Source organism: Pseudonocardia sp. GCM10023141, assembly GCF_042653605.1.
This window is the reverse complement of record NZ_JBHSIR010000034.1, coordinates 12,818-32,310: the sequence shown is the minus strand read 5'-3', so window position 1 is coordinate 32,310 and position 19,493 is coordinate 12,818. Positions and strand designations below refer to the sequence as shown.

Annotated in this window: 21 protein-coding genes; 4 read left to right on the top strand and 17 right to left on the bottom strand. The window is 70.5% G+C overall.

Annotated features, from left to right (window positions below; genetic code table 11):
• The first annotated feature begins 151 nt into the window (after positions 1-151).
• Together ACFPFQ_RS20145 and ACFPFQ_RS20140 are read left to right on the top strand one after the other, a co-directional pair.
• Positions 152-1,222, top strand: coding sequence for an LLM class flavin-dependent oxidoreductase (locus ACFPFQ_RS20145; protein WP_379621031.1), 1,071 nt, complete (start codon positions 152-154; stop codon positions 1,220-1,222).
• Positions 1,223-1,248: 26 nt separating this feature from the next.
• Complete coding sequence (locus ACFPFQ_RS20140; RefSeq protein WP_379621029.1) at positions 1,249-2,232, top strand: LLM class flavin-dependent oxidoreductase; 984 nt, start codon at positions 1,249-1,251, stop codon at positions 2,230-2,232.
• 64 nt (positions 2,233-2,296) lie between these two features.
• Here ACFPFQ_RS20140 and ACFPFQ_RS20135 read toward each other — a convergent pair whose 3' ends face one another.
• From ACFPFQ_RS20135 to ACFPFQ_RS20090, 10 genes are all read right to left on the bottom strand, one after another.
• On the bottom strand, positions 2,297-3,205 hold the full coding sequence (locus ACFPFQ_RS20135; RefSeq protein WP_379621027.1) for an SDR family NAD(P)-dependent oxidoreductase: 909 nt from the start codon (positions 3,203-3,205) through the stop codon (positions 2,297-2,299).
• A complete protein-coding gene (locus ACFPFQ_RS20130; protein WP_379621025.1) occupies positions 3,202-4,344 on the bottom strand; it encodes a CaiB/BaiF CoA transferase family protein in 1,143 nt (380 codons plus the stop codon). The genes ACFPFQ_RS20135 and ACFPFQ_RS20130 overlap by 4 nt, the downstream gene beginning before the upstream one ends.
• A gap of 58 nt (positions 4,345-4,402) precedes the next feature.
• Positions 4,403-4,861 carry a Zn-ribbon domain-containing OB-fold protein gene (locus ACFPFQ_RS20125; protein WP_379621023.1) on the bottom strand — a complete coding sequence of 153 codons (459 nt, stop codon included), beginning with the start codon at positions 4,859-4,861 and terminating at the stop codon, positions 4,403-4,405.
• A 25-nt stretch (positions 4,862-4,886) separates the two neighbouring features.
• Complete coding sequence (locus ACFPFQ_RS20120; protein ID WP_379621021.1) at positions 4,887-6,068, bottom strand: thiolase C-terminal domain-containing protein; 1,182 nt, start codon at positions 6,066-6,068, stop codon at positions 4,887-4,889.
• Positions 6,065-6,940 carry a hypothetical protein gene (locus ACFPFQ_RS20115; RefSeq protein WP_379621019.1) on the bottom strand — a complete coding sequence of 292 codons (876 nt, stop codon included), beginning with the start codon at positions 6,938-6,940 and terminating at the stop codon, positions 6,065-6,067. Before ACFPFQ_RS20115 ends, ACFPFQ_RS20120 begins: the two co-directional genes overlap by 4 nt.
• Before the next feature lie 125 nt (positions 6,941-7,065).
• Positions 7,066-7,527 (bottom strand): MaoC/PaaZ C-terminal domain-containing protein, encoded by a 462-nt coding sequence (locus ACFPFQ_RS20110; RefSeq protein ID WP_379621017.1) that lies wholly within the window; start codon positions 7,525-7,527, stop codon positions 7,066-7,068.
• On the bottom strand, positions 7,517-8,005 hold the full coding sequence (locus ACFPFQ_RS20105) for an FAS1-like dehydratase domain-containing protein (RefSeq protein ID WP_379621015.1): 489 nt from the start codon (positions 8,003-8,005) through the stop codon (positions 7,517-7,519). Before ACFPFQ_RS20105 ends, ACFPFQ_RS20110 begins: the two co-directional genes overlap by 11 nt.
• Positions 7,993-9,108 (bottom strand): acyl-CoA dehydrogenase family protein, encoded by a 1,116-nt coding sequence (locus ACFPFQ_RS20100; RefSeq protein ID WP_379621013.1) that lies wholly within the window; start codon positions 9,106-9,108, stop codon positions 7,993-7,995. Before ACFPFQ_RS20100 ends, ACFPFQ_RS20105 begins: the two co-directional genes overlap by 13 nt.
• A gap of 4 nt (positions 9,109-9,112) precedes the next feature.
• Complete coding sequence (locus ACFPFQ_RS20095; protein WP_379621011.1) at positions 9,113-10,330, bottom strand: acyl-CoA dehydrogenase family protein; 1,218 nt, start codon at positions 10,328-10,330, stop codon at positions 9,113-9,115.
• A gap of 15 nt (positions 10,331-10,345) precedes the next feature.
• Positions 10,346-11,497, bottom strand: a complete 1,152-nt coding sequence (locus tag ACFPFQ_RS20090; RefSeq protein ID WP_379621009.1) for an acetyl-CoA C-acetyltransferase — start codon at positions 11,495-11,497, stop codon at positions 10,346-10,348.
• Positions 11,498-11,710: 213 nt separating this feature from the next.
• Between ACFPFQ_RS20090 and ACFPFQ_RS20085 the strand changes: the two genes are divergently transcribed.
• Both ACFPFQ_RS20085 and ACFPFQ_RS20080 read left to right on the top strand, forming a co-directional pair.
• On the top strand, positions 11,711-11,899 hold the full coding sequence (locus ACFPFQ_RS20085; RefSeq protein WP_379621007.1) for a hypothetical protein: 189 nt from the start codon (positions 11,711-11,713) through the stop codon (positions 11,897-11,899).
• Positions 11,899-13,269, top strand: a complete 1,371-nt coding sequence (locus ACFPFQ_RS20080; protein ID WP_379621004.1) for a phenylacetate--CoA ligase family protein — start codon at positions 11,899-11,901, stop codon at positions 13,267-13,269. The genes ACFPFQ_RS20085 and ACFPFQ_RS20080 overlap by 1 nt, the downstream gene beginning before the upstream one ends.
• A gap of 300 nt (positions 13,270-13,569) precedes the next feature.
• Here the strand turns inward: ACFPFQ_RS20080 and ACFPFQ_RS20075 are convergent, their stop codons facing one another.
• Genes ACFPFQ_RS20075 through ACFPFQ_RS20045 form a run of 7 tightly spaced genes read right to left on the bottom strand, consistent with a single transcriptional unit; the run spans position 13,570 to position 19,489 of the window.
• Entirely contained in the window at positions 13,570-14,634 is a 1,065-nt protein-coding gene (locus ACFPFQ_RS20075) for a TIGR03857 family LLM class F420-dependent oxidoreductase (RefSeq protein ID WP_379621002.1), read from the bottom strand.
• A complete protein-coding gene (locus tag ACFPFQ_RS20070) occupies positions 14,631-15,368 on the bottom strand; it encodes a tyrosine-protein phosphatase (protein WP_379621000.1) in 738 nt (245 codons plus the stop codon). The genes ACFPFQ_RS20075 and ACFPFQ_RS20070 overlap by 4 nt, the downstream gene beginning before the upstream one ends.
• Position 15,369: 1 nt before the next feature.
• Positions 15,370-16,821 (bottom strand): aldehyde dehydrogenase family protein, encoded by a 1,452-nt coding sequence (locus ACFPFQ_RS20065; RefSeq protein ID WP_379620998.1) that lies wholly within the window; start codon positions 16,819-16,821, stop codon positions 15,370-15,372.
• Positions 16,818-17,663 carry a class III extradiol dioxygenase subunit beta gene (locus ACFPFQ_RS20060; RefSeq protein WP_379620996.1) on the bottom strand — a complete coding sequence of 282 codons (846 nt, stop codon included), beginning with the start codon at positions 17,661-17,663 and terminating at the stop codon, positions 16,818-16,820. The genes ACFPFQ_RS20065 and ACFPFQ_RS20060 overlap by 4 nt, the downstream gene beginning before the upstream one ends.
• A complete protein-coding gene (locus ACFPFQ_RS20055; RefSeq protein WP_379620994.1) occupies positions 17,656-18,039 on the bottom strand; it encodes a protocatechuate 3,4-dioxygenase in 384 nt (127 codons plus the stop codon). Before ACFPFQ_RS20055 ends, ACFPFQ_RS20060 begins: the two co-directional genes overlap by 8 nt.
• Before the next feature lie 47 nt (positions 18,040-18,086).
• Complete coding sequence (locus tag ACFPFQ_RS20050) at positions 18,087-19,100, bottom strand: amidohydrolase family protein (RefSeq protein WP_379620992.1); 1,014 nt, start codon at positions 19,098-19,100, stop codon at positions 18,087-18,089.
• The gene (locus ACFPFQ_RS20045) at positions 19,097-19,489 is read right to left on the bottom strand and encodes a RidA family protein (RefSeq protein WP_379620990.1); all 393 of its coding nucleotides are present in this window, start codon (positions 19,487-19,489) and stop codon (positions 19,097-19,099) included. Before ACFPFQ_RS20045 ends, ACFPFQ_RS20050 begins: the two co-directional genes overlap by 4 nt.
• Positions 19,490-19,493: the final 4 nt, after the last annotated feature.

Genomic DNA, 19,493 nt, shown 5'->3' with positions numbered 1-19,493 from the left:
TGCCGAGACGAGGCCTTCGCCTCCTATCGGCGGTCGACGAGCGTTGTTGACGACATCGTAGTGCCGCCCTACGCTCGCCCCACCAACCAGTTGTTGGAGCCGAGCGCGCCGTCAGTCTTCCCGGCGCCCGCCCTCACTGACAGGAGCTGCTGTGGACGCCGCGATGTTCCAGACCCCGTTCATCCCACCAGGTCGATCGCCACGTCAGGTGTTCGAGTGGGCCGTCGACCAGGCGATCGTCGCTGACCAGGCCGGCCTCACCGAGTACTGGGTCGGCGAGCACGCCACGCAGGCATGGGAGTGCATCCCCAACCCGGAGCTCGTGATCTCCGCCGTGGCGTGCCAGACCGAGCGGATCAAACTGGCACCGGGCGCGCACCTGCTTCCCTACCACCACCCGGCGTCACTGGCGATGCAGGTCGCGTACCTGACGCAGATCCTCGAGGGTCGCTACATCCTCGGGATCGGCGCCGGCGCCTTCCCGGCCGATGCCGCTCTACGCGGTATGACCGACCTGTCGGCCAACCACAAGATGGTGGTCGAGTCACTGGAGATGATGCAGAAGATCTGGAAGGGCGAGCCGTTCCAGCAGACGGGCACCTACTGGAGCGCCGGTTTCCCGCAGGCCGAGGAGGGCCACCCGTTCCGAGACATGCTGCCCTACGGCGGGCACGTCGACATCGGTCTTGCCGGGCTGAGCCCGAACTCACCATCGCTGAAGTTCGCCGGAGAGCGGGGCTACATCCCCCTGTCGATCTTCAGCGGAGACGAGTTCCTGAAGAACCACTGGGAGACCTATTCCACCGCGGCGGCCGCCAACGGGCACACGGTCGACCGGTCCATCCACCACGTCGTGCGCGACGTGTTCGTCGGTGAGACCGACGCGGAGGCCAAGCGCTGGGCCATCGAGGGCGGCCTGGGCAAGTCGTGGAGCGAGTACCTGCTCCCCCAGTACAAGCACTTCGGGATCATCGACGGGCTGATCAAACACCCGGGGATGAGCTACGACGCGATCGATCTCGAGTACCTGGCCGAGCACGTCTGGCTCGTGGGATCGCCGGAGACGGTCGTCGCCAAGTTCGAGGAGGCGATGGAGAGCTCCGGCGGTTTCGGGACGATCATGGCCTACAACCACGACTACATCGACAACCCCGAGCCGTGGAACCAGTCGATCGAGCTACTGGCGCGAGAGGTTGCGCCCAAGGTCCACCTGCCCGTCTGACGTCGACGCCCTGGAGAGGAAGATCGATGAAGATCTCGTGTGCCTTCGGCCCGTCGTCCCAGACCCCCGACCACATCGCACTTGCCGAGGAGCTGGGCTACGACCGCGCGTGGGTCTACGACTCCCCCGCGGTCTACCTGGACGCGTGGGCGACCCTGGCCGTCGCGGCCGGTCGTACCGAACGGATCGGCCTGGGCACCGCCGTCGTGACCCCGTCACTACGGCATCCGATGGTGACCGCGGCGGCCGTGTCGACCATCGAGGGCCTGGCGCCCGGCCGGGTGGCACTGGGCATCGGAGCCGGCGCCAGCGCACGGTGGCTACTGGGCCGCTCGGCGATGCGGTGGGCCGACGTCGAGGCCTACGTCGTAGCCGTCAGGGGTCTGCTGCGCGGCGAACAGGTGCAGTGGGACGGTACGACGCTCAAGATGGTGCACCCCGCCGGTTGGGGGCCGAGCCGCCCGATCGACGTCCCGATCATGGTCGGGGCCGAGGGCCCGAAGGGCATGGCGGTCGCGCGGCAGCATGGCGACGGCGTCTCGACCTTCGTCCAGACGGCGCCGACGGAGTTCGACTGGATCATGCGTCTGGTCTTCGGGACGGTGCTCGACGAGGGCGAGGCACCCGACTCGGACCGGGTCGTCGACGCGGCCGGCGCGATCGCGGGCCTCGGCTACCACGCCACCTACGAGTGGCAGGGACCCGACGCCGTGCTCGGCCTCCCCAACGGCGCCGAATGGCTCGAGGCCGTGCGAGCGGTGCCCGAGCCGGAACGGCACCTCACCATCCACAACGGACACGGGGTGGTCATGCACGACATCGACCGCCGGTACGTCCCGCGCGACCTGGTGGCGGCGTCGACCTGGGTCGTGCGGCCCGGTGAGCTGCGGGCACGCGTCGAGCAGCTGGTCGCCGATGGCGTCACCGAGGTGACCTACCAGCCCGGTGGGGGCGACGTACCGCGCGAGCTGCGGACGTTCGCCGAGGCGACGATGGCCGTGCGGGTCTGACGGCGCGTCAGTCGACGATGCCCCCGGGGATTCCCCGGGGGCATCGTCGTGCGCAGGCCTCAGCTCAGCGGGCCTCCGACACGACCCCTTCGGCCACGGCGAAGGCCGCGGACAGCAGGTCGCGTTCCTGTTCAGCGCTGTGCGGCACGGCGTAGCCGTCCTCGGCGCAGATGGTCGCCCACTGGTCGCGGACGTCCTCGAGCGTCAGGTCGGGCGTGTAGAACCCACGCGTCTCGGCGATGAACACCTTGGCGACCCGACCTGCAGCGACCGAGAAGACGTCACCGTTGACCGGGCAGTCCTCGTGGGCGAGGAAGGCGACCGCGGGCGAGACGAGCTCGGGACGCAGGCGGCGCTCCCACTCCTCGTCCAGGATGCCGGCCGACATCGCCGTGGCCGCGATCGGCGCCACGACGTTCGCCCTGATCCCGTAGCGCTCGCCCTCGAGGGCGAGCACCCTGGTCAACCCGACCAGCGCCATCTTGGCCGCGCCGTAGCCGGTCTGGCCGAAGTTGCCGAAAAGGCCGGCGGCCGACGAGGTCGACACGATGCGCCCGTATCCGTTCTCGCGCATGACCCGGAACGCGGGGCCCGTCACGTGGAACGCTCCGCGCAGGTGTACGTCGAGGACCGGCTCGAGCAGGTCGGGTGTCAGCTTGGCGAAGGTCTTGTCCCGCACGATGCCGGCGTTGTTGACGACGATGTCGACGCGGCCGAACTGCTGGAGCGCTGTCGCGACGATCGCCGCACCACCGTCGGGTGTGGCGACCGAGTGGCCGTCGGCAAACGCGGCACCACCTACGGCGACGATCTCCGCGACGACGGATGCAGCGGATCCGTCGCCGTCGCCGGCCGCGATGTCGTTGACCACGACAGCCGCACCGCGCTCGGCGAGCAGCAGGGCGTGCGCGCGGCCCAGGCCCGAGCCCGCGCCGGTCACGATCGCGACGCGTCCATCGAAACGCATGGTCATCCTCGACTCATCTCCTGCTCCTCGGACGCCGCCACGACCACGCCGAGCAGCAAATCCTCCACCTTGGACGGCGCGTAGCCCAGCTCGGCCAGGATCTCGCGGGTGTGCTCCCCCAGCTTCGGGGCCGGCCGGGTGATCGGCCCCGACCGGTCGTCGAACAGCACCGGCTGCCGGACCACACGCAGGCCGGGCGCACCCGTGACCGGCGCGATGACGCCGCGGGCGACCACCTGGGGGTCCTTCGCGACGCCGGCGTCGTCGTTCACCAGTCCGAATCCCACTCCCCGCCCAGCCAGCGCCGCCTCCAGGTCACGGGGATCCGCCCCCCGTAGCGTCTCGGCCAACCACGCACTCAACTCCTCGCGGCGCGCCTCTCTCGCCGAGACCTCGATGGTCGCCATGTCCGGACGGCCGAGCACGGTGCACAACGCATGCCACTGATGGTCCTCGCCGGCGATGCTGAGGGTGAACAGCTCGCCGCCTGTACCGACCGCGAACACCCCGTAGCCTGGATCCTCCGGCGGGTAAGGAGCGGGCGCCAGCCCGTTGAGCGCCGACACGATGGCGGTGCTCCGCCACGACACCAGCGAGTCGAGCATCGAGACGTCCACCCTGCTGGCCCGACCGCCCCGCTCCCGTCCGAGCAGGGCGCTGACGATGCCCAACGCGGCGAACATGGCCGATGCGATGTCGGCCAGCGGCAGCGGCGCCGGTGCCGGCCGGTCGCCCGGCTGCACATATCCGGCGAGCCCCTGCACCGAGAGGTCGTGGCCGCCGCGCGCGCCGAGCGGCCCGGTCTGACCGAAGCTGGAGACCGAGGCACACACCAGGTCGGGGAAGCGTCGCTGCAGCTCGACGGGGTCGAGGCCGAGACGGGCCATGACGCCCGGACGGAAGCCCTCGATCAGCACGTCGGCACCCGCGACCAGGTCGAGGAAGACCGCTCGCCCCGCGTCCTGCTTCAGGTCCACTGCGATCGAGCGCTTGTTCCGGTTGAGCGCCTCGAAGTGCCCGGAGAACCGACGGGTCGGGTCGCCACCCCGGGGGCGTTCGACGAGCACCACGTCCGCGCCCATGTCGGCGAGCAGCATCGTCGCGAACGGACCCGGGTACTGCTCAGCCAGGCTGACCACCCGCATCCCCGCGAGCGGGATGCTGGGATCACCCGCGGTCGGATCTGATGCCCGTTGCGCCGAGCTACTCATGCCCGGGCTCGAACCAGAAGTCGGTCACCCGACCCTCCGGCTCCGCCGCGAACACCGCGTGCACGGGCGCCTCGATCGCGATCGCCGCGGGCGGAGCAGTGCCGTCGCCGAGGTCGACACCCCGGACGTAGTTGGCGATCGCCGAGGTGGCGCCCTCGAGTCTGACGTAGACGACCGCGTACGGCACCGGTGGGCTGCCCGCGAACGGGGCGGTGACGACAGTCATCGCCTCCACCACGCCGTTGCGCCCCACCTGCTCGAGCGTCTCGATCGGGATGAAGCAGTACTCGCAGAACGACTTGGGCGGCACCGCGACTCGATCACACGTCGAGCACCGGCAGCCAATGATCCTGCCCTCGCGGAGACCGTCGAAGAACGCTGTCGCAAAGGTACCGACCGTGTAGTTGTAGGGGATCTTCCACTCCCCCGGGATCCGTACCGGACTGGTCATGCTCGGGCTCCCTGCTCGTCGTGGGTCATGACTGTTCAGAGGCCAGCACGGCCGCCGTGTAGAACTGGTCGATCCCGCCACAGGCCGTCGCGAGCGCCAGGCGGGCCCCGTCGACCTGGTGGTCGCCGGCGCGGCCCATCACCTGCAGGGCCGCCTCGCCGAACCGGACGAGCCCCGTCGCGCCGATCGGGTTGGCCGTCATGCAGCCGCCGGAGGGGCAGACCGGGATGTCACCGTCCATCGCGGTCGCCCCGGTCTCGACGAGCTCGAACCCCTTGCCGGTCTCCGCGAGACCCATCGACTCGTAGTAGGCGACCTCCAGGTTGGCGAAGGGCGCGTACACCTCGACGACGTCGAGCTCGCGGCGGGGATCGGTGATCCCCGCAGCCGCGTAGGCGCGGTCGCAGGCCCACTTCTGCGCCCTCGGGATGGCGAAGTCGGACTCGGCGTCCTTGATCCGGTCGCCGATGCGGTAGACGTCTGCAGCACAGCTGTTGCCCCGGACCCACGCCGCGTTGCTGTGCCGCCGCGCGCCGGCGGCCGAGGTCATGACGACCGCGGCGGCGCCGTCGGACCGGGGGCAGCAGTGCAGCAGCCGCAGCGGCCACGCCAGCTGCCGCGAGGACTTCACGTCCTCCGCGGTGATGTCCTTCTTGAGATGGGAGTACGGGTTGCGCAGCGCGTTGCCGAAGTTCTTCACCGACACCCACGCCATGTGGTCCTCGGTGAGCCCGAAGTACTGCATCTGGCGCGACGCGACCAGGGCGATCCCCGTGATCACGTTCAGCTGGACGTCCTGCTCGTAGATCGGATCGAAGATCGTGGTGAACACGGCCTGCGCGTCGGCCGTCTCCGATGTCCGCTGCAGGCCCACGACCAGCACCGTGTCGTACATCCCGGATCGGATCAGCTGGGAGGCGGCAAGCGGCCCGGACCCGCCCGTCGCACCGCCGGTGTGCACCCGGATCAACGGCTTGCCCTGCGCGCCCACCGCATCGATGCACCAGCGATCCGGCTCGTAGACGCCCTCGAACACCTCGGGCGCCGAGGCGAAGACGACCGCGTCCACGTCGGTCAGGTCGGTGCCGGAGTCGGCCAGGGCCCGGCTCACCGCCTCGAAGACCAGTTCGGTCGCGCCGACGTCGCTACGAGTGGTGGTGAATCGGGTCTGCCCGAAACCGAGCACGGCGACGGCGGCGGCGTTCATCGGGTCTCCAGTACGACGGCGTGGGCGTTCTCCATACCGATCCCGCCGGCCGAGACGACGAGCCGCAGGCCGGGCTCGGACTCGTCGAGCGCGGCGTCGACACCGAGCAGGCCCGTCGCGTAGCCGGTGTCGGCCCACCGCCGCGGAGCCCGCACGAGCCGTTCGAGCGTGACCCCGAACGCGGCGCACAGCTCGTCGTCGTCAATCGTGTGCATGCCGGCGACGACGACGGCGGCCAGCGCCGACGACTCGGTCCCGGCCACCCGGCACGCCGCTGCGGCCGCGGCGCGGGCAGGTGCCATGACCGGCTCCCCCGGGCGTAGGTACGGCCCCGTCGAGGCACCCGTACCCACGACGCACACCCGGGCCGATCCGGTCCGGGCCGGCGACACCAGCACGATCGCGGCCGCGGCGTCGTGGGGCTCGATGCGTGACGGTTCGGTCAGGGTGACGGTGCCGGTCTCCTGGGAACGGCGCAGCGCCAGCACCGCGTCGGGGTGGTAGCCCAAGCCCCGGTGCATGGCCGGCTCCATCGCGAGCGCCGGGATGGCGGCCGGGTCCACGACGTCGCTGAACTTGTTCCAGGCGCAGACGATCAGAACGTCGGCCTCGCCGGCACCGATCTCCGCGGCGCCGAGCCAGACGGCCGCGAGGCCGTCGTTGCAGACCCGCATCTCGGTGCGCCCGAACGAGCCCGTGCTGCCGGTCAGCGTCATCGTGGAGATCGCGCGGCCGTCGTTGAGGTCGGACGAGGCCATGCACACGCCCGACACGTCACCGATCCCCAGCCCGGCGTCGGCGAGCGCGCCCGACGTGACGCTGTAGATCAGCTCGTCGAGCGAGCCGTGGATCTCGGGTTCGGGTCGTAGCACCGCCCGACCCGCTATTCCGATACGCAACTGATCTCCCGTGATCTGTCGTCGGGCAGCTGATGGGCCATGAAGATCACCACACCAACCGGTTGTTGGGGAACAATGACATCGGATCTGGACACCTGTCAACGTGTCCGGGAAACGTCGCTCCATGTCGCGGTGGCGGTCCCGGCGAAGACCGTGCGGCCGTCGCCGGTGCGAGTGGTGAAGGCGAGCTCGACGACAGTGACGCCGTCACCGAGCACCGTCGTGTCCCCGACCTCCACCCGTACCGTCAGACTGTTGCCGGGCAGTACCGGCGCGTGGAAGCGGCCTCCGAACGTACGGAGCCGCCCGTCGCCGACCAGGTCCGTCAGCACCCGGCCGGTGATCCCCATCGTCAACATCCCGTGGGCGACGACCGTCGGGTAGCCGGCGACCACCGTCGCGTACACCTCGTCGGTGTGGAGCGGGTTGTAGTCGCCCGAGGCGCCGGCGTACTGCACCATCAGCGACCTCGGGAGGTCCTCGATCGCCGTGGTCTCGACGACCGTGCCCGGCTCGAGCGACGGCGCGGTCCCAGAACGTCGGCAGGGCTCAACCGCCATCGTCGCGCTCCTCGACCGGCGGCATTGCCACTTCCACCGTGCGACACGTCACCACGAGCGCACCGGACCCGTCCCGGAACTCGGTGACGAACTCGGCGAAGCGCAACAGCCCGTTGCGGCCCTGCTTCTCCCACCGCGCACCGTCGCGGACGATCATCGTGAGGACGTCACCGGGACGGACGTGGCGGTGGTACTCGTAGTGCTGCTCGGCGTGCAGCACGGTCGTCACGCCCGGCTCCGCCGGTCGTCCGGAGGGCTCGGAGCCCGACCCGACCCACGGCTGCCCGACGGCCGGCCGCCACGCGTAGTCAGGGACGTACTGCTGCCACACCTGGGTGAACGTCGGCGGGGCGATGATGCCGCCGACCTCCGTGCCCTGCGCGTACGCCGGATCGCGATAGACCGGGTTGTCGTCGTAGACCGCCCGCGCGAACAGCATGACGTGACCGGGTTCGACCGGGAAGGTCACCGGATCCACGAGCAGTCCTGTCCGAGCATGGCGGCAGCGACGCGCGCCCGGTGGACGTCAGGTGCGCCGAACAGCTCCCTGCTGGCGACGGCGCGGCGGAAGTACCGGTGGGCCGGGTGCTCCCACGTGTAGCCGATCCCGCCGAGCACCTGGATGAGGCCGCCGGCGGCCTGCGTGAACGCGTCCGACGCCGCCGCCTTCGTGATGCCGGCTACCCGGGCGGCGTCGGCATCGAGCTCTTGCACCGACCACGCGGCGTGCAGCGCCGCCCACTTGGCCGCTTCAACGGCCAGCAGCATGTCCGCGCACCGGTGCTTCACGGCCTGGAACGACCCGATCGGCCGGCCGAACTGCTCCCGCCGCGTCGCGTGCTCGACCGCCATCTCCAGGCAGCGTTCCGCAGCGCCGACCTGTTCGGCGGCGAGGACCACCGCACCGACGGCCAGCAGCCTGTCGAGCAGCGCCGCCGCCCCACCGGGCGGGCTCAACGGCCGCAACGCGACGCCGGCCAGCCGCACCGTGGGGAGCGGGCGCGTCGGGTCGAGGGACGGCCGGTCCTCGACCTCCACTCCGACACTCGCGGGAACACGCCGGTCCACCACGAACCACCCGGGGCCATCCGGTGTCTCCGCGAGCACGACGAATACATCTGCGACGTCGCCGTCCAGCACGTGGTCGGCCTGCCCCGATCCGACCCAGCCCGCGTCGCTGCGGTCTGCGCGCATGGTCGACGCCCCGGCCAGGACCGGCCCGATCACCGTGCCCAGCGCCTCGCCCGCCACGATCTGCCGGACCAGCTCGGCCGTGTCCGGCCCGGCGGCAGCATCGGTGCCGTGGCACAGCGCCTCGAGGGCGAGCACCGCGGAGAGGAACGGCCCGCCGTACAGGACCCGGCCCATCTCCCCCATGACCACGGCCACCTCGACGAGGCCGGCGCCCGAGCCGCCGAGGGACTCCGGCACGGCCAGGCCCACGAGGTCGAGGTCACGGGCGAGGCGTTGCCACGACACCGGATCACGTGGGTCCGGTTCCGACGCAGGGTCGGACGCGCCGAGGAACGATCTCAGCACGGAACGCAGCTGCTCCTGGTCGGTGTTCAGTCCGAGCAGCACCCGGTCACCTCGGTTCCTTGGGCAGGCCGAGCAGCCGCTCGCCGATGATCGTCCGCTGGATCTCGCTGGAACCGGCGTAGATCGTCGCCGCGCGGGCGCGCAGGAAGTAGTCGACCCACGCTCCGGTGGAGTTGGGCGTGCCGGCCTCGGCGGCGGGGAAGGCGACGCCCTGGAGCCCCGGACCCTCCGGGGTGAGGGCGTCGAGACCGAGGATGTCGACCGCCAGCTCCGTCGTCTGTTGCAGCCACTCGCTCCAGTACAGCTTGTGCAGCGACGACTCGGCGCCGATGTCGTCGCCCGCCAGCCACCGGCTCACCGCGCGCAGGCCCATGCACCGCATCTGCTCGACACCTTCGGCGCACCGGGCGAGCCGGAGGCGGATCGCCGGATCGTCCGAGCGGCCGCAGCGCACGGCGAGCTCGACGAGCCGCTCGAGATCGTTGCGGAACTTCATCGGCAGCGTCGCCGCGGCTTCCCCGCGCTCGAACCCCAGCAGGGTCATCGCCACCGTCCACCCGCCGCCCACGTCGCCGACGACGTCGCCGATCGGGCACCGGGCGCCGGCGAAGAAGACCTCGTTGAACTCGGCCTCCCCGGTGAGGGTGCGCAACGGGCGCACCGCAACACCGTCCTGGTCGAGGGGGCACAGGAGCAGGCTCAGGCCACGGTTGCGTTGCGAGCCCGGATCCGTCCGGCAGAGCACGAAGATGTGCGTCGCGAGATGGCCGTACGACGTCCACGTCTTCTGCCCGTCGATGATCCAGGAGTCACCGTCCCGCACCGCGCGGGTCCTGATGCCGGCGAGATCGGATCCGGCGTCCGGCTCGGAGAAGCCCTGGCACCAGATGTCGTCCTGGCGCAGCACCCGCGGCAGGTAGTGCTGCCGCTGCTCCTCCGTGCCCCACCGCAGCAGCGTCGAGCCGAGCATCTGGATGCCGAAGTTGTCGTTGAGGCCACCCTGCGGCACGCCGAACGCGGTGAACTCCTCGGCGAGGATCAGCTGCTCGACGGGGCTCAGACCGGCACCGCCGTACTCGCGGGGCCAGCCGACGGCCAGCAGCCCGTTGTCGTTGAGCCGGCGCCGCCAGTCGGCCAGGAAGGTGCCCTGCTCCTCCGCGGGCAGCGCACCCATCCCCGCCCAGCCGTCCGGCACGTTCTTCCGGAGGAAGTCGCAGACGACGCCACGGAACGCTGCACTTCCGTCCGGATACGTCAGGTCCATCGGAGACCGCTTCCCTCAGACCCGCTCGATGATCGTCGCATTGGCCTGGCCGCCGCCTTCGCACATCGTCTGCAGGCCGAGGCGTCCGCCGGTGCGTTCGAGCTCGTGCAGCAACGACGTCATGATGCGCGCCCCGCTGGCCCCGATCGGATGCCCCAACGCGATCGCACCGCCATTGACGTTCAGCCGGGCCGGATCCGCGCCGATCTCACGCTGCCAGGCCAGGACGACCGAGGCGAAGGCCTCGTTGACCTCGACGAGGTCGATGTCGTCGATCGTCAGACCGCTGCGCCGGAGCACGTCCCGCGTCGCCGGGATGGGTGCGGTGAGCATGAATATCGGGTCGTCGCCGCGCACGGACATCGCCCGGACCCTGGCCCGCGGGGTGAGACCGTGCTCGGCGAGTGCCCGCTCCGAGCACACCAACAGCGCGGCGGCACCGTCGCAGATCTGGCTCGCCATCGCCGCGGTTGTCAGTCCGCCCTCACGCAGCGGCTTCAGGCCTGCCATGCGCTCGAGTGTCGTGTTCCGCCGGAAGCACTCGTCCTGGGCGAGGCCGGCGTAGGGGGCGATCTCGCGCTCGAAGCGGCCCTCGTCCACCGCGGTCGCCGCCCGCACGTGGCTGGACAGCGCGTACTGCTCCATCTCCGCCCGCCCGATGTCCCACTTCTCCGCGATCATGTCGGCGGACCGGAACTGGTTCAGCTCCTCCTTGCCGTAGCGCGCCTGCCAGGTCCGGCTGGTCGAGAACGGGTCGGGGTGCACCAGGTCCGCGCCGACCGACCACGCCATGTTGATCGGGATGACGCTCATCATCTGCACGCCACCGGCGACGACGACGTCCTGGGTGCCGCTCATGACGGCCTGAGCGGCGAAGTGCACGGCCTGCTGCGACGAGCCACACTGCCGGTCGAGGGTGACCCCGGGAACGTGCTGAGGAAGACCCGCAGCGAGCCACGAGAGCCGTGCGATGTCGCCCGCCTGCGGACCGACCATGTCGGTCGCCCCGAAGATGACGTCCTCGACGATGCCCGGATCGATGCCCGCACGTTCCACGAGCGAGGTCAGAACATGCGCCGAGACATCCACCGGATGCTCCGCGGCCAACGATCCGCCACGCTTCCCGATCGGCGTGCGAACGGCGTCGACGATGAACGCGTCGGGCATGCTCCAACCTCTCACCTGTGACCGGAGGGAGTCTCCACGCCGGACTTTCGAGCAAAACACACCAACCGTTTGGTGTGGACCCGACGCTACGGTCCGACCCGATGCACGTCAAGACAGCCCGGTTCACCGCCGTACCGGCTCGTTGACAAGAGGATTTGACGCAACCTAGCGTCCCCACCGATCGGTCGGTGGAGTGCGACGTGAGGGGCATCCGTGCCGGAACATGCAGTGGCCGACGAGGTCGAGCTCGTGCGGTCGATGATCCGGGATGCCACCGCACTCGGCGGCATCGACGGCGTCCAGACCGCGCTCGCCGGGGGCCGCGTGCGCGCGATCCTCGTCGAGTTGCTGATGGAGATCGCACCGCACGAGATCCAGGGTCCGTGGCAGGACGTGACCTGATGTCCGGCGACGCCCACGCGACCCGGCACGTGCTGAACCCCGCGATCGAAGACATGACGCGTCCCGAGCTGCTCGAGGTGCAGCTGAGCCGGATCATCGCGCAGGTGCGACGCTGCGCCGTCGACGTCGCCTTCTACCGGGAGCGCTGGCCCGCCGAGGCCGCTCGGATAGAGACCCTCGACGACTTCCGGCGGGTCATCCCCTTCACGGCGAAGGCCGACTTCGTCCACGGCCTTCCGGAGCACACGGGGCGGCTCGCGGACGGCACCTCGGTCTTCCAGCACCACCTCACGAGCGGCACCACCGGTCTCGGCCAGGAGGCCCATCCCATCTCGCTCGCCGATCACGAGGCACTGGCCGCCGGATGGCAGTACCAGGCGTACTGGGCCGGGATCAGGCCCGGCGACACGATCTGCTTCACCTGGCCGATCGGGCTGCAGACCGGCGGACTGTCCACGCCGATCGTCGCTCAGCGACTCGGACTCGTCGGTGTGCAACTCGGGCCCTACCCCAGCAAGGACAAGATCACCTACCTCCGCACCTTTCAGCCACAGGCGCTGGTCGCGTCGCCGTCCTACATCACGCACCTCACTCACCTGTTCGAGCAGGCCGGAGTGTCTCCTCGCGAGGCACTACCGACGCTGAAGGCTCTGTTCGTCGCCGGCGAGAGCTACCCAGCGTCCTGGGCGGAGGCAGCCGCGGCGAACTGGGGCTGCGTCGTGTCGGAGTGGTACGGCCTGATGCAGGGGGCGATGAACCAGGCCTTTTCCTGCGAGACCGGGGTGCTACACGCGGGCAACCGCGGGTCACTGCACGGTATGGACCACCGCATCCTCGGAGAGGTGCTGCATCCGGGCACGAACGAGCCCGTCGAACCCGGCTCGTCGGGCGAGATGGTCCTGTCGACACTGACCCGCGACGCGTTCCCGATCATTCGGTTCCGTACCGGAGATCGTGTGACCGTCCCCGCCGAGCCCTGCCCGTGCGGGCGTCCGTTCTCGACGATCGAGGCAGGGACCATCGCGCGCTACGACGACATGATGAAGATCCGTGGCCAGAACCTCTGGCCCGAATCGGTCGATCGCGTGGTGCTCTCCGACCCGAGGGTCGCCGAGTACGCAGGGGAGGTCTCGTTGGATGCCACCGGGCGCGAGGACGTCCTGTTGTCCGTCGAGTTCGTGGACGACGCGAGCGATCCCTCCGGCGCAACGGCGGAGCTGAGGGAGCGGGTGAAGAGCGCGACGAACGTCGGGATGCGGGTGCAGGCCGCTCCGAGCGGATCGCTGCCCCGGTTCGAGTTCAAGGCCCGGCGCTGGACCGATCACCGCCGCACCGATCGACAGGTCACGCGCTATGTGACCGACGGCTGATCCGTCCCCCGTATCCACACTCTGACGACAACGGCGTAGTGCTGTCGCCGACACGATCTGCCGAAGGGTCGGCCCGCAATGATCGCGGAAGCTGACGGCGGCATCGGCCGCGAACACCGGCGTCACATCAGTGGCCGAGGGATCCCACCACGAAGACCTTCGATCAGTTCGCAGTGGCACTCGTCGAGCACGGCGCGTTGGACGAATGTGCCACCGCCGGTCACGAACGCCGTGAGGTAGTGCGTGCCCCGCCACTCAACGACCCCGTGGAAATCGTCGTCAGCGGCCGCCGTCAATCCGTCACGCGGTGGTGGTCGTGATCCGCGTGCGGCGCGCGCCGTACGCCGCCACCACCGGCGCCAGCTGGGCCGGGGTCGATCCGTGCAGCAGGACACCGTCGACGCCCAGCCCGAACTGTCGGCGGGCCGCGGCGGCACAGTCCTCCGCGCGCCCGCTCGCGGCCAGCGCCGACCACTCCGAGGGCAGGACCGTGGCGAGGTGCTCGACCTGCTCCGGGCTCGCGACGGCGTCCGCCCAGCCGGACAGGCCCGCCACCACCGGGTCCTCGCGGAACCGCTGCAGCAGCGCCGGGTCCCACGCGTTCGTGCGCACCAGCAGATCGCCGTACATCTGCAGGTAGGTCGCCAGGCGCGCGACGACGCGCCGCAGCCGGGACTCCTCGTCGACCGGATCGGGCACGGTCGCGAGACACGACCACACCCGCACCGAACCCGGGTCGCGATCGGCGCGCTCCGCCGCGGCGCGCACGCGGTCCACGCACCGCCGCACCGCGTCGTCGGCGAGGAACGGGTGCAGCACGACGACGTCCCCGGCCCGCCCCGCGAGGTCCAACGTCGAAGGGCCGAGGCCCACCAACCCCACCCGCACGGCCTCGTCGAAGGACGGACCCAGCTTCAGGACGGGCCAGCGTCCGGCCGGTCCGTCGTGGTCGACGACGGTCTCGCCCCGCCACAACCGGCGCATCAGCCCGATGAAGTCCTCGAGCTTCGCGGTCGTGACCGGCTCCTCGCCCAGTGCGTCGAGCATCCCCGGCAGCCCGCGGCCGAGACCGAGGGCGAAGCGTCCGCCGCTGAGCCGGTGCACCGTGGTGGCCCACGCGGCGGTGACGGCGGGATGTCGCAGCGTCTGGTTCGTCGCGGCCGTCACGATGTCCATGCGCTCCGTGACAGCGGCGGCCGCCCCCGACAGGGACGCCGCCTCCTTGACGTTGAGCCGCTCGGACAGAAAGGCGGTGCCGAGCCCGAGACCCTCGGCGAGGCGGAGCTCGTCGAGCATGTCGCGGGGGCTCTCTACGTGTCCGGCCAGGGCGTAGAAGCCCAGCTCCGGGAAGATCTGTGGAGTCATGAGTCCTCGGTGAGCGTGTCCTCGAGGGCTCTCAGCTCGTCGGCCGTGAACCCGTGGTCCCGTAGCCAACCGCGGATGCCCCCGAACCGCAGGTCGAGCTGGACGAGGTAGCGCTCGGCCGTTTCGCGCTCCGTGGTGCGCGCTTCCGCGGGGAGTGCCGCCAGACGCTCGCCGTAGCTGGGCAGTGCGATCAGTGTGTCGAAGACGGCGGCGATCTCGTCCTTGCCGGCCACGTAGTCGCCGACGATGGCCCCGCGGTCGATACCGACCGCGTCGAGCACGAGCATCACGGCCGCGCCGGTCCGGTCCTTGCCCGCCGTGCAGTGCAGCAGCGCAGGACCGGTCGCCGGGTCCGCGAGCGCCCGGAACAGCCTGAGGATCGAGTCCTCGGAGCTCGGCAGGTAGCCGAGGTAGTGCGGGACGAGCGGGTCGACCGCTTGCATGACCGGCACCGACGACCCCGCCTGCTGGGCTGCGGCGACCAGGAACGGCGCGGAGATCCGCGTGTGCGGTGCGGCCGCCAGGCCGCCCTGGCCCTCCTCGGCGGCCTCCTTCTCCTGCCTCAGGTCGACGACGAGCCGGATGCCCGTCTCCTCGACCATCCGGCGGGCCGCCTCCTCCGACATCAGCTGCGGAGTCCCGCTGCGGTACAGCAGTCCACGCCGCAACCGGCGCCGGCCGTCCGCGGTCGGGAGGCCGCCGACCTCGCGGAAGTTGAGCGCTCCGTCGTACACCTCAGCGAGCCTTCCGGTGCACCGACTGGAAGACCTGGTACGAGAACATGCCCTCGGGGCCGAACTCCACGCCGACCCCGCTGTCCTTGCGACCGGCGAAGGGCGCCGCGTAGTTGGAGGAGTAGAAGTTCACGCCGACGTTGCCCGTCTCGATCCGGCGGGCGACCTGCTCGGCCCGCTCCTCGTCGACACCCAGGACCGCGCCCGCGAGGCCGTAGTCGCTGTCGTTGGCGATGCGCACGGCGTCGTCGACGTCGGTGTAGGGCAGCACCGACAGGACCGGGCCGAAGATCTCCTCCCGGGCGATCCGCATGTCCGGGCCGACGTCACCGAAGACGGTCGGCTCGACGTACCAGCCACGGTCGAGGCCTGCGGGCCGGCCGCCGCCGGTGAGCAGTCGCGCGCCCTGTCGAGTGCCGAGCTCGATGTAGCCCTCGATCCGCTCGCGTTGGCGCTGCGAGACGACCGGTCCGAAGACGGTGGTGGGGTCGGTGGGCTCCCCCACCCTGGCGGCCCGCACGGCGTCGACGATCACGTCCGTGATCTCCGCGTAGCGCGAAGCCGGGACGAGCACGCGGGTGCAGTTGTAGCAGGTCTGGCCCGAGTTGCGGAGCGAGAGGCGCACGACGGACCTGGCCAGGAGCTCGAGGTCGACATCGTCGAGCAGCACCGCGGCGGACTTGCCGCCCAGCTCGAGCGTGACCGACCGCAACAGCTCCCCGCAGCGCGCGCCGATGGCCCGCCCGGTCCGGGTCGAACCGGTGAAGGCGATCTTGTCGACTCCCCCGTGCTCGACCAGGGCGGCACCGGTGGCGCCACCACCGGTCACGACGTTGATCACGCCGGCCGGGATGCCCGCGGCCTCGGCGGCCTCGATCAGCGGCCGCACGTGCAGGGACGTCTCCGGCGCGGGCTTGACGACCGTGGCGCAGCCGGCCATCAGGGCGGGAGCGAGCTTGGTCATGACCAGCGCGAGTGGGTAGTTCCACGGCGTGACCAGTCCGGCGACCCCGGCGGGCAGCCTGCGGACGACGGACTCGAACGGCCCGCGCGGGAAGGGCCGGATCTCGTCCTCCAGCAGGTCGGTCAGCCCCGCGTAGTAGCGCAGGGTCGCCGAGGCGTGTGCTGCCGCGGCTCCCGTCTCCGTGACCGTCGATCCGTTCTCCCTGGTCAGCAGGGCCGAGAGGGACTCTGTGCGGCGCTCGAACTCGTCCGCGAACCGCAGCAGCGTCGCGGCGCGCTCCGCGGCAGGGGTGCCCGACCAGTCCGGGAACGCTCGACGAGCCGCGGCGACGGCGCGATCGACGTCCGCCGCGTCACCGTCCGGGACGCGGGCGTGGACCTCCTCGGTCGCCGGGTCGATCGCGTCGATCCGCGCCCCCGAGCTCGACGGGACCCACCGCCCGTCCACGTAGACGTCGTCGTGGACCTCGACGGGAACGGTCGCGGTCATCGGGAGCTCCCGCGGTTGTCGATCGCCACCAGGCCGGCGGCGGTGTTGGAGACCGGCACGTGGTAGCCGGAGTGGACGCACGAGACGTCGTCACCCAACGCGCCCCGCATGACCAACCACATCACCAGCTCGGCCCCCTCGGAGCCGGCCTCCCGGATGTAGTCGGTGTTGGTGAGCTCGGTCAGGGCCTGTGGCTTGTCGACGATCGCGGAGAGGAACATCTGGTCGAACACCGTGTTGATGTGGCCCGCCCGTCGGCCCTGCAGCTGGTGCGACATCCCGCCCGTGCCGACGATCCCGATCCGGGATCCGCCGGGATAGCTCGCCACCGCCCGTCCGATCGCACGACCGAGGTCGAAGCACCGCTGGGCCGACGGCGTCGGCTGCTGCACCACGTTGACCTCGATCGGCACGACCGTGACCGGCCACTCGTCGGGCGAGCCGAACAGCACCGTGAGCGGCACGGTCAGTCCGTGGTCGACGTCGAGCTTCTGCGCGACGGCCAGGTCGAACCCGGCCGGGATGACCGAGTCGATCAGGTGCCACGACAGGTTCGCGTCACCCCGCACGACCGGCACGTCCCGGGCGCCGTAACCCTCGTCGGCCGGAGCGTAGGACTCGGCGGCACCGATCGCGAAGGTCGGCAACAGCTCCAGGGAGAACGCCGACGCGTGGTCGTTGTAGATCACGATCACGGTGTCGAGCTCCAGGTCGCGCACCCACTGCCGGACGGGCGCGAACTTCTCGTGGACCACAGCGGCGGGTCCGCTGCCGTCGCCTTCCATCGCCACACCCAGAGCCGGGATGTGCGAGACCCCGACCCCGGCGATCAGTTCAGCCACGAGGATCCCTCCCGCCGTTGCGCATCATCTCCACGAACTCCTCGGTCGTCTGCCCGGCCATCGACGCGACGATGTCCGGCACTCTGAGTCCGTCGACCATGCCGATCTTGTAGATGAAGTAGATGTTCCCGCCGAGCTCGATCATGCGGAGGAAGTCGCGCTGCCGCACGGCGTCACGCTGCTCGTCGGAGAGGCCGAACCGTTCCATGAACGCCTCGGGGTCGGCGACGAACGAGTCGCGCTCCGCCTTCTTGTTGAGCGTCATCGCCAGGTTGTTCAGCGGGAGCCCCGCCCGGGACCGTCGACCGTCGAACACGATCGTTCCGGGGATCTCCTCCGCCGGGTCCGGCGCCGGACCTGCTGGGGGTGCGGTCATCGACCGGCCTCCTTCCTCTCCCCGCTGCGGCGCGGGGCGACTGCCGATCAGGACTGGCCGAGCCGGGCGGCGAGCCTCGGGAAGAACGAGCGGGCGTTCTCCTCGTAGATGGCCCGACGGTCGGCGTCGGTCAAGAAGTCGATCTTGTCGATGACCGGCTTGAGGTCGTCGAAGTGGTGCCCGGTGTCCGGGTTCATCGCCGAGCCGCTGCCGGGGCGTTCCGTGCCGAACAGCACGCGCTCCGGCCCGACCGTCCTGAGCAGCAGCTCCAACGACGGCGGGTTGTGCAGCACGCTGTCGAACCAGAAGCGCTTGAGCGATGTCTCGAAGCGCTCGGACTCCGCGCTGCCGCCCAGCAACGGCAGCAGGCGCTCGGCCTGCCAGCGCCCGATCTGGTAGGGCACCGAGCCGCCGCCGTGCGAGACCATGATCTTCAGATCCGGGTAGCGCTCGAACACATCGCTGCGCAGCAACGACAGGATCGCGATGGACTCCTCGGTGACGAAGTGCTCGCTGTAGGACTCACGGCCCGAGTAGCACCCTGCCGAGTGGATCTGCATCGGGACCTCGAGCTCGATGAGCTTCTCGTAGAGCGGGTACCAGTACGGCTCGTTGAGCGTCGGTGCCTGCCCGGTGCCCTCGTACGGGTCGGGGTTGACGATCACGCCGACGAAGCCCAGCTCGTGGACCGCGCGGTCGAGCTCCCCGAATGCGCGCTCGACCGGCTGCCCCGGCAGGATCGGCAGCCCCGCGACGCCCGCGAACCGCGTCGGATGCATCTCCACCGTGCGGGCGATGGTGTCGTTCCACGCCGCGATCCAGGGCTCCACCAGCGACGCCGGTGTCATCGAGTGCCCCTGCTGGAAGGGTCGCGGCGACAGCAGCTGGATGTCGGTGCCGACCTCGTCGAGCGCGGTCACGTTCGCCTGGGCACAGGTCGCCAGTGCCTCGTCGCTGATCTTGGGCTTGCCGAAGTGGTAGCCGCCGTTCGCGATCAGGTTCGCCCGGTAGGCGTAGAGGCCCTCCGGCGCGACGAGGTGGGCGTGCGAGTCGATGATCATCGGGCGAGCCTCTCGATGTTGGCGACGATCTCGCACTGGAGGGCCTGGACCGTCAGCTCCTGGACGAGCGTGTGGCGAGCCGGCCGGCTGGCCGGGTCGGGGAAGGCCTTCAGCCAGTGGTCGTCGATCACGGTCTTGAGCGAGCGGTCGCGCACGAAGAACGTGCACTTGGCGACGTCACCGAGGGTGCCGCCGGCCTGCTCGAGGATCCGTCGGATGTTGTCGAAGACCAGTGCGACCTGGGTCTCGGGGTCCTCGGGGATGGAGCCGTCCGTGGGGTCCATCCCGTTGATCCCGCTGGAGAACAGCAGCGAGCCGACGAGGCTGGCCGCCGGGATCGGGGCACCTGCGTGGTGCAGCCCCTCGACGTCGACGGAAGTCCGCCACATGGAG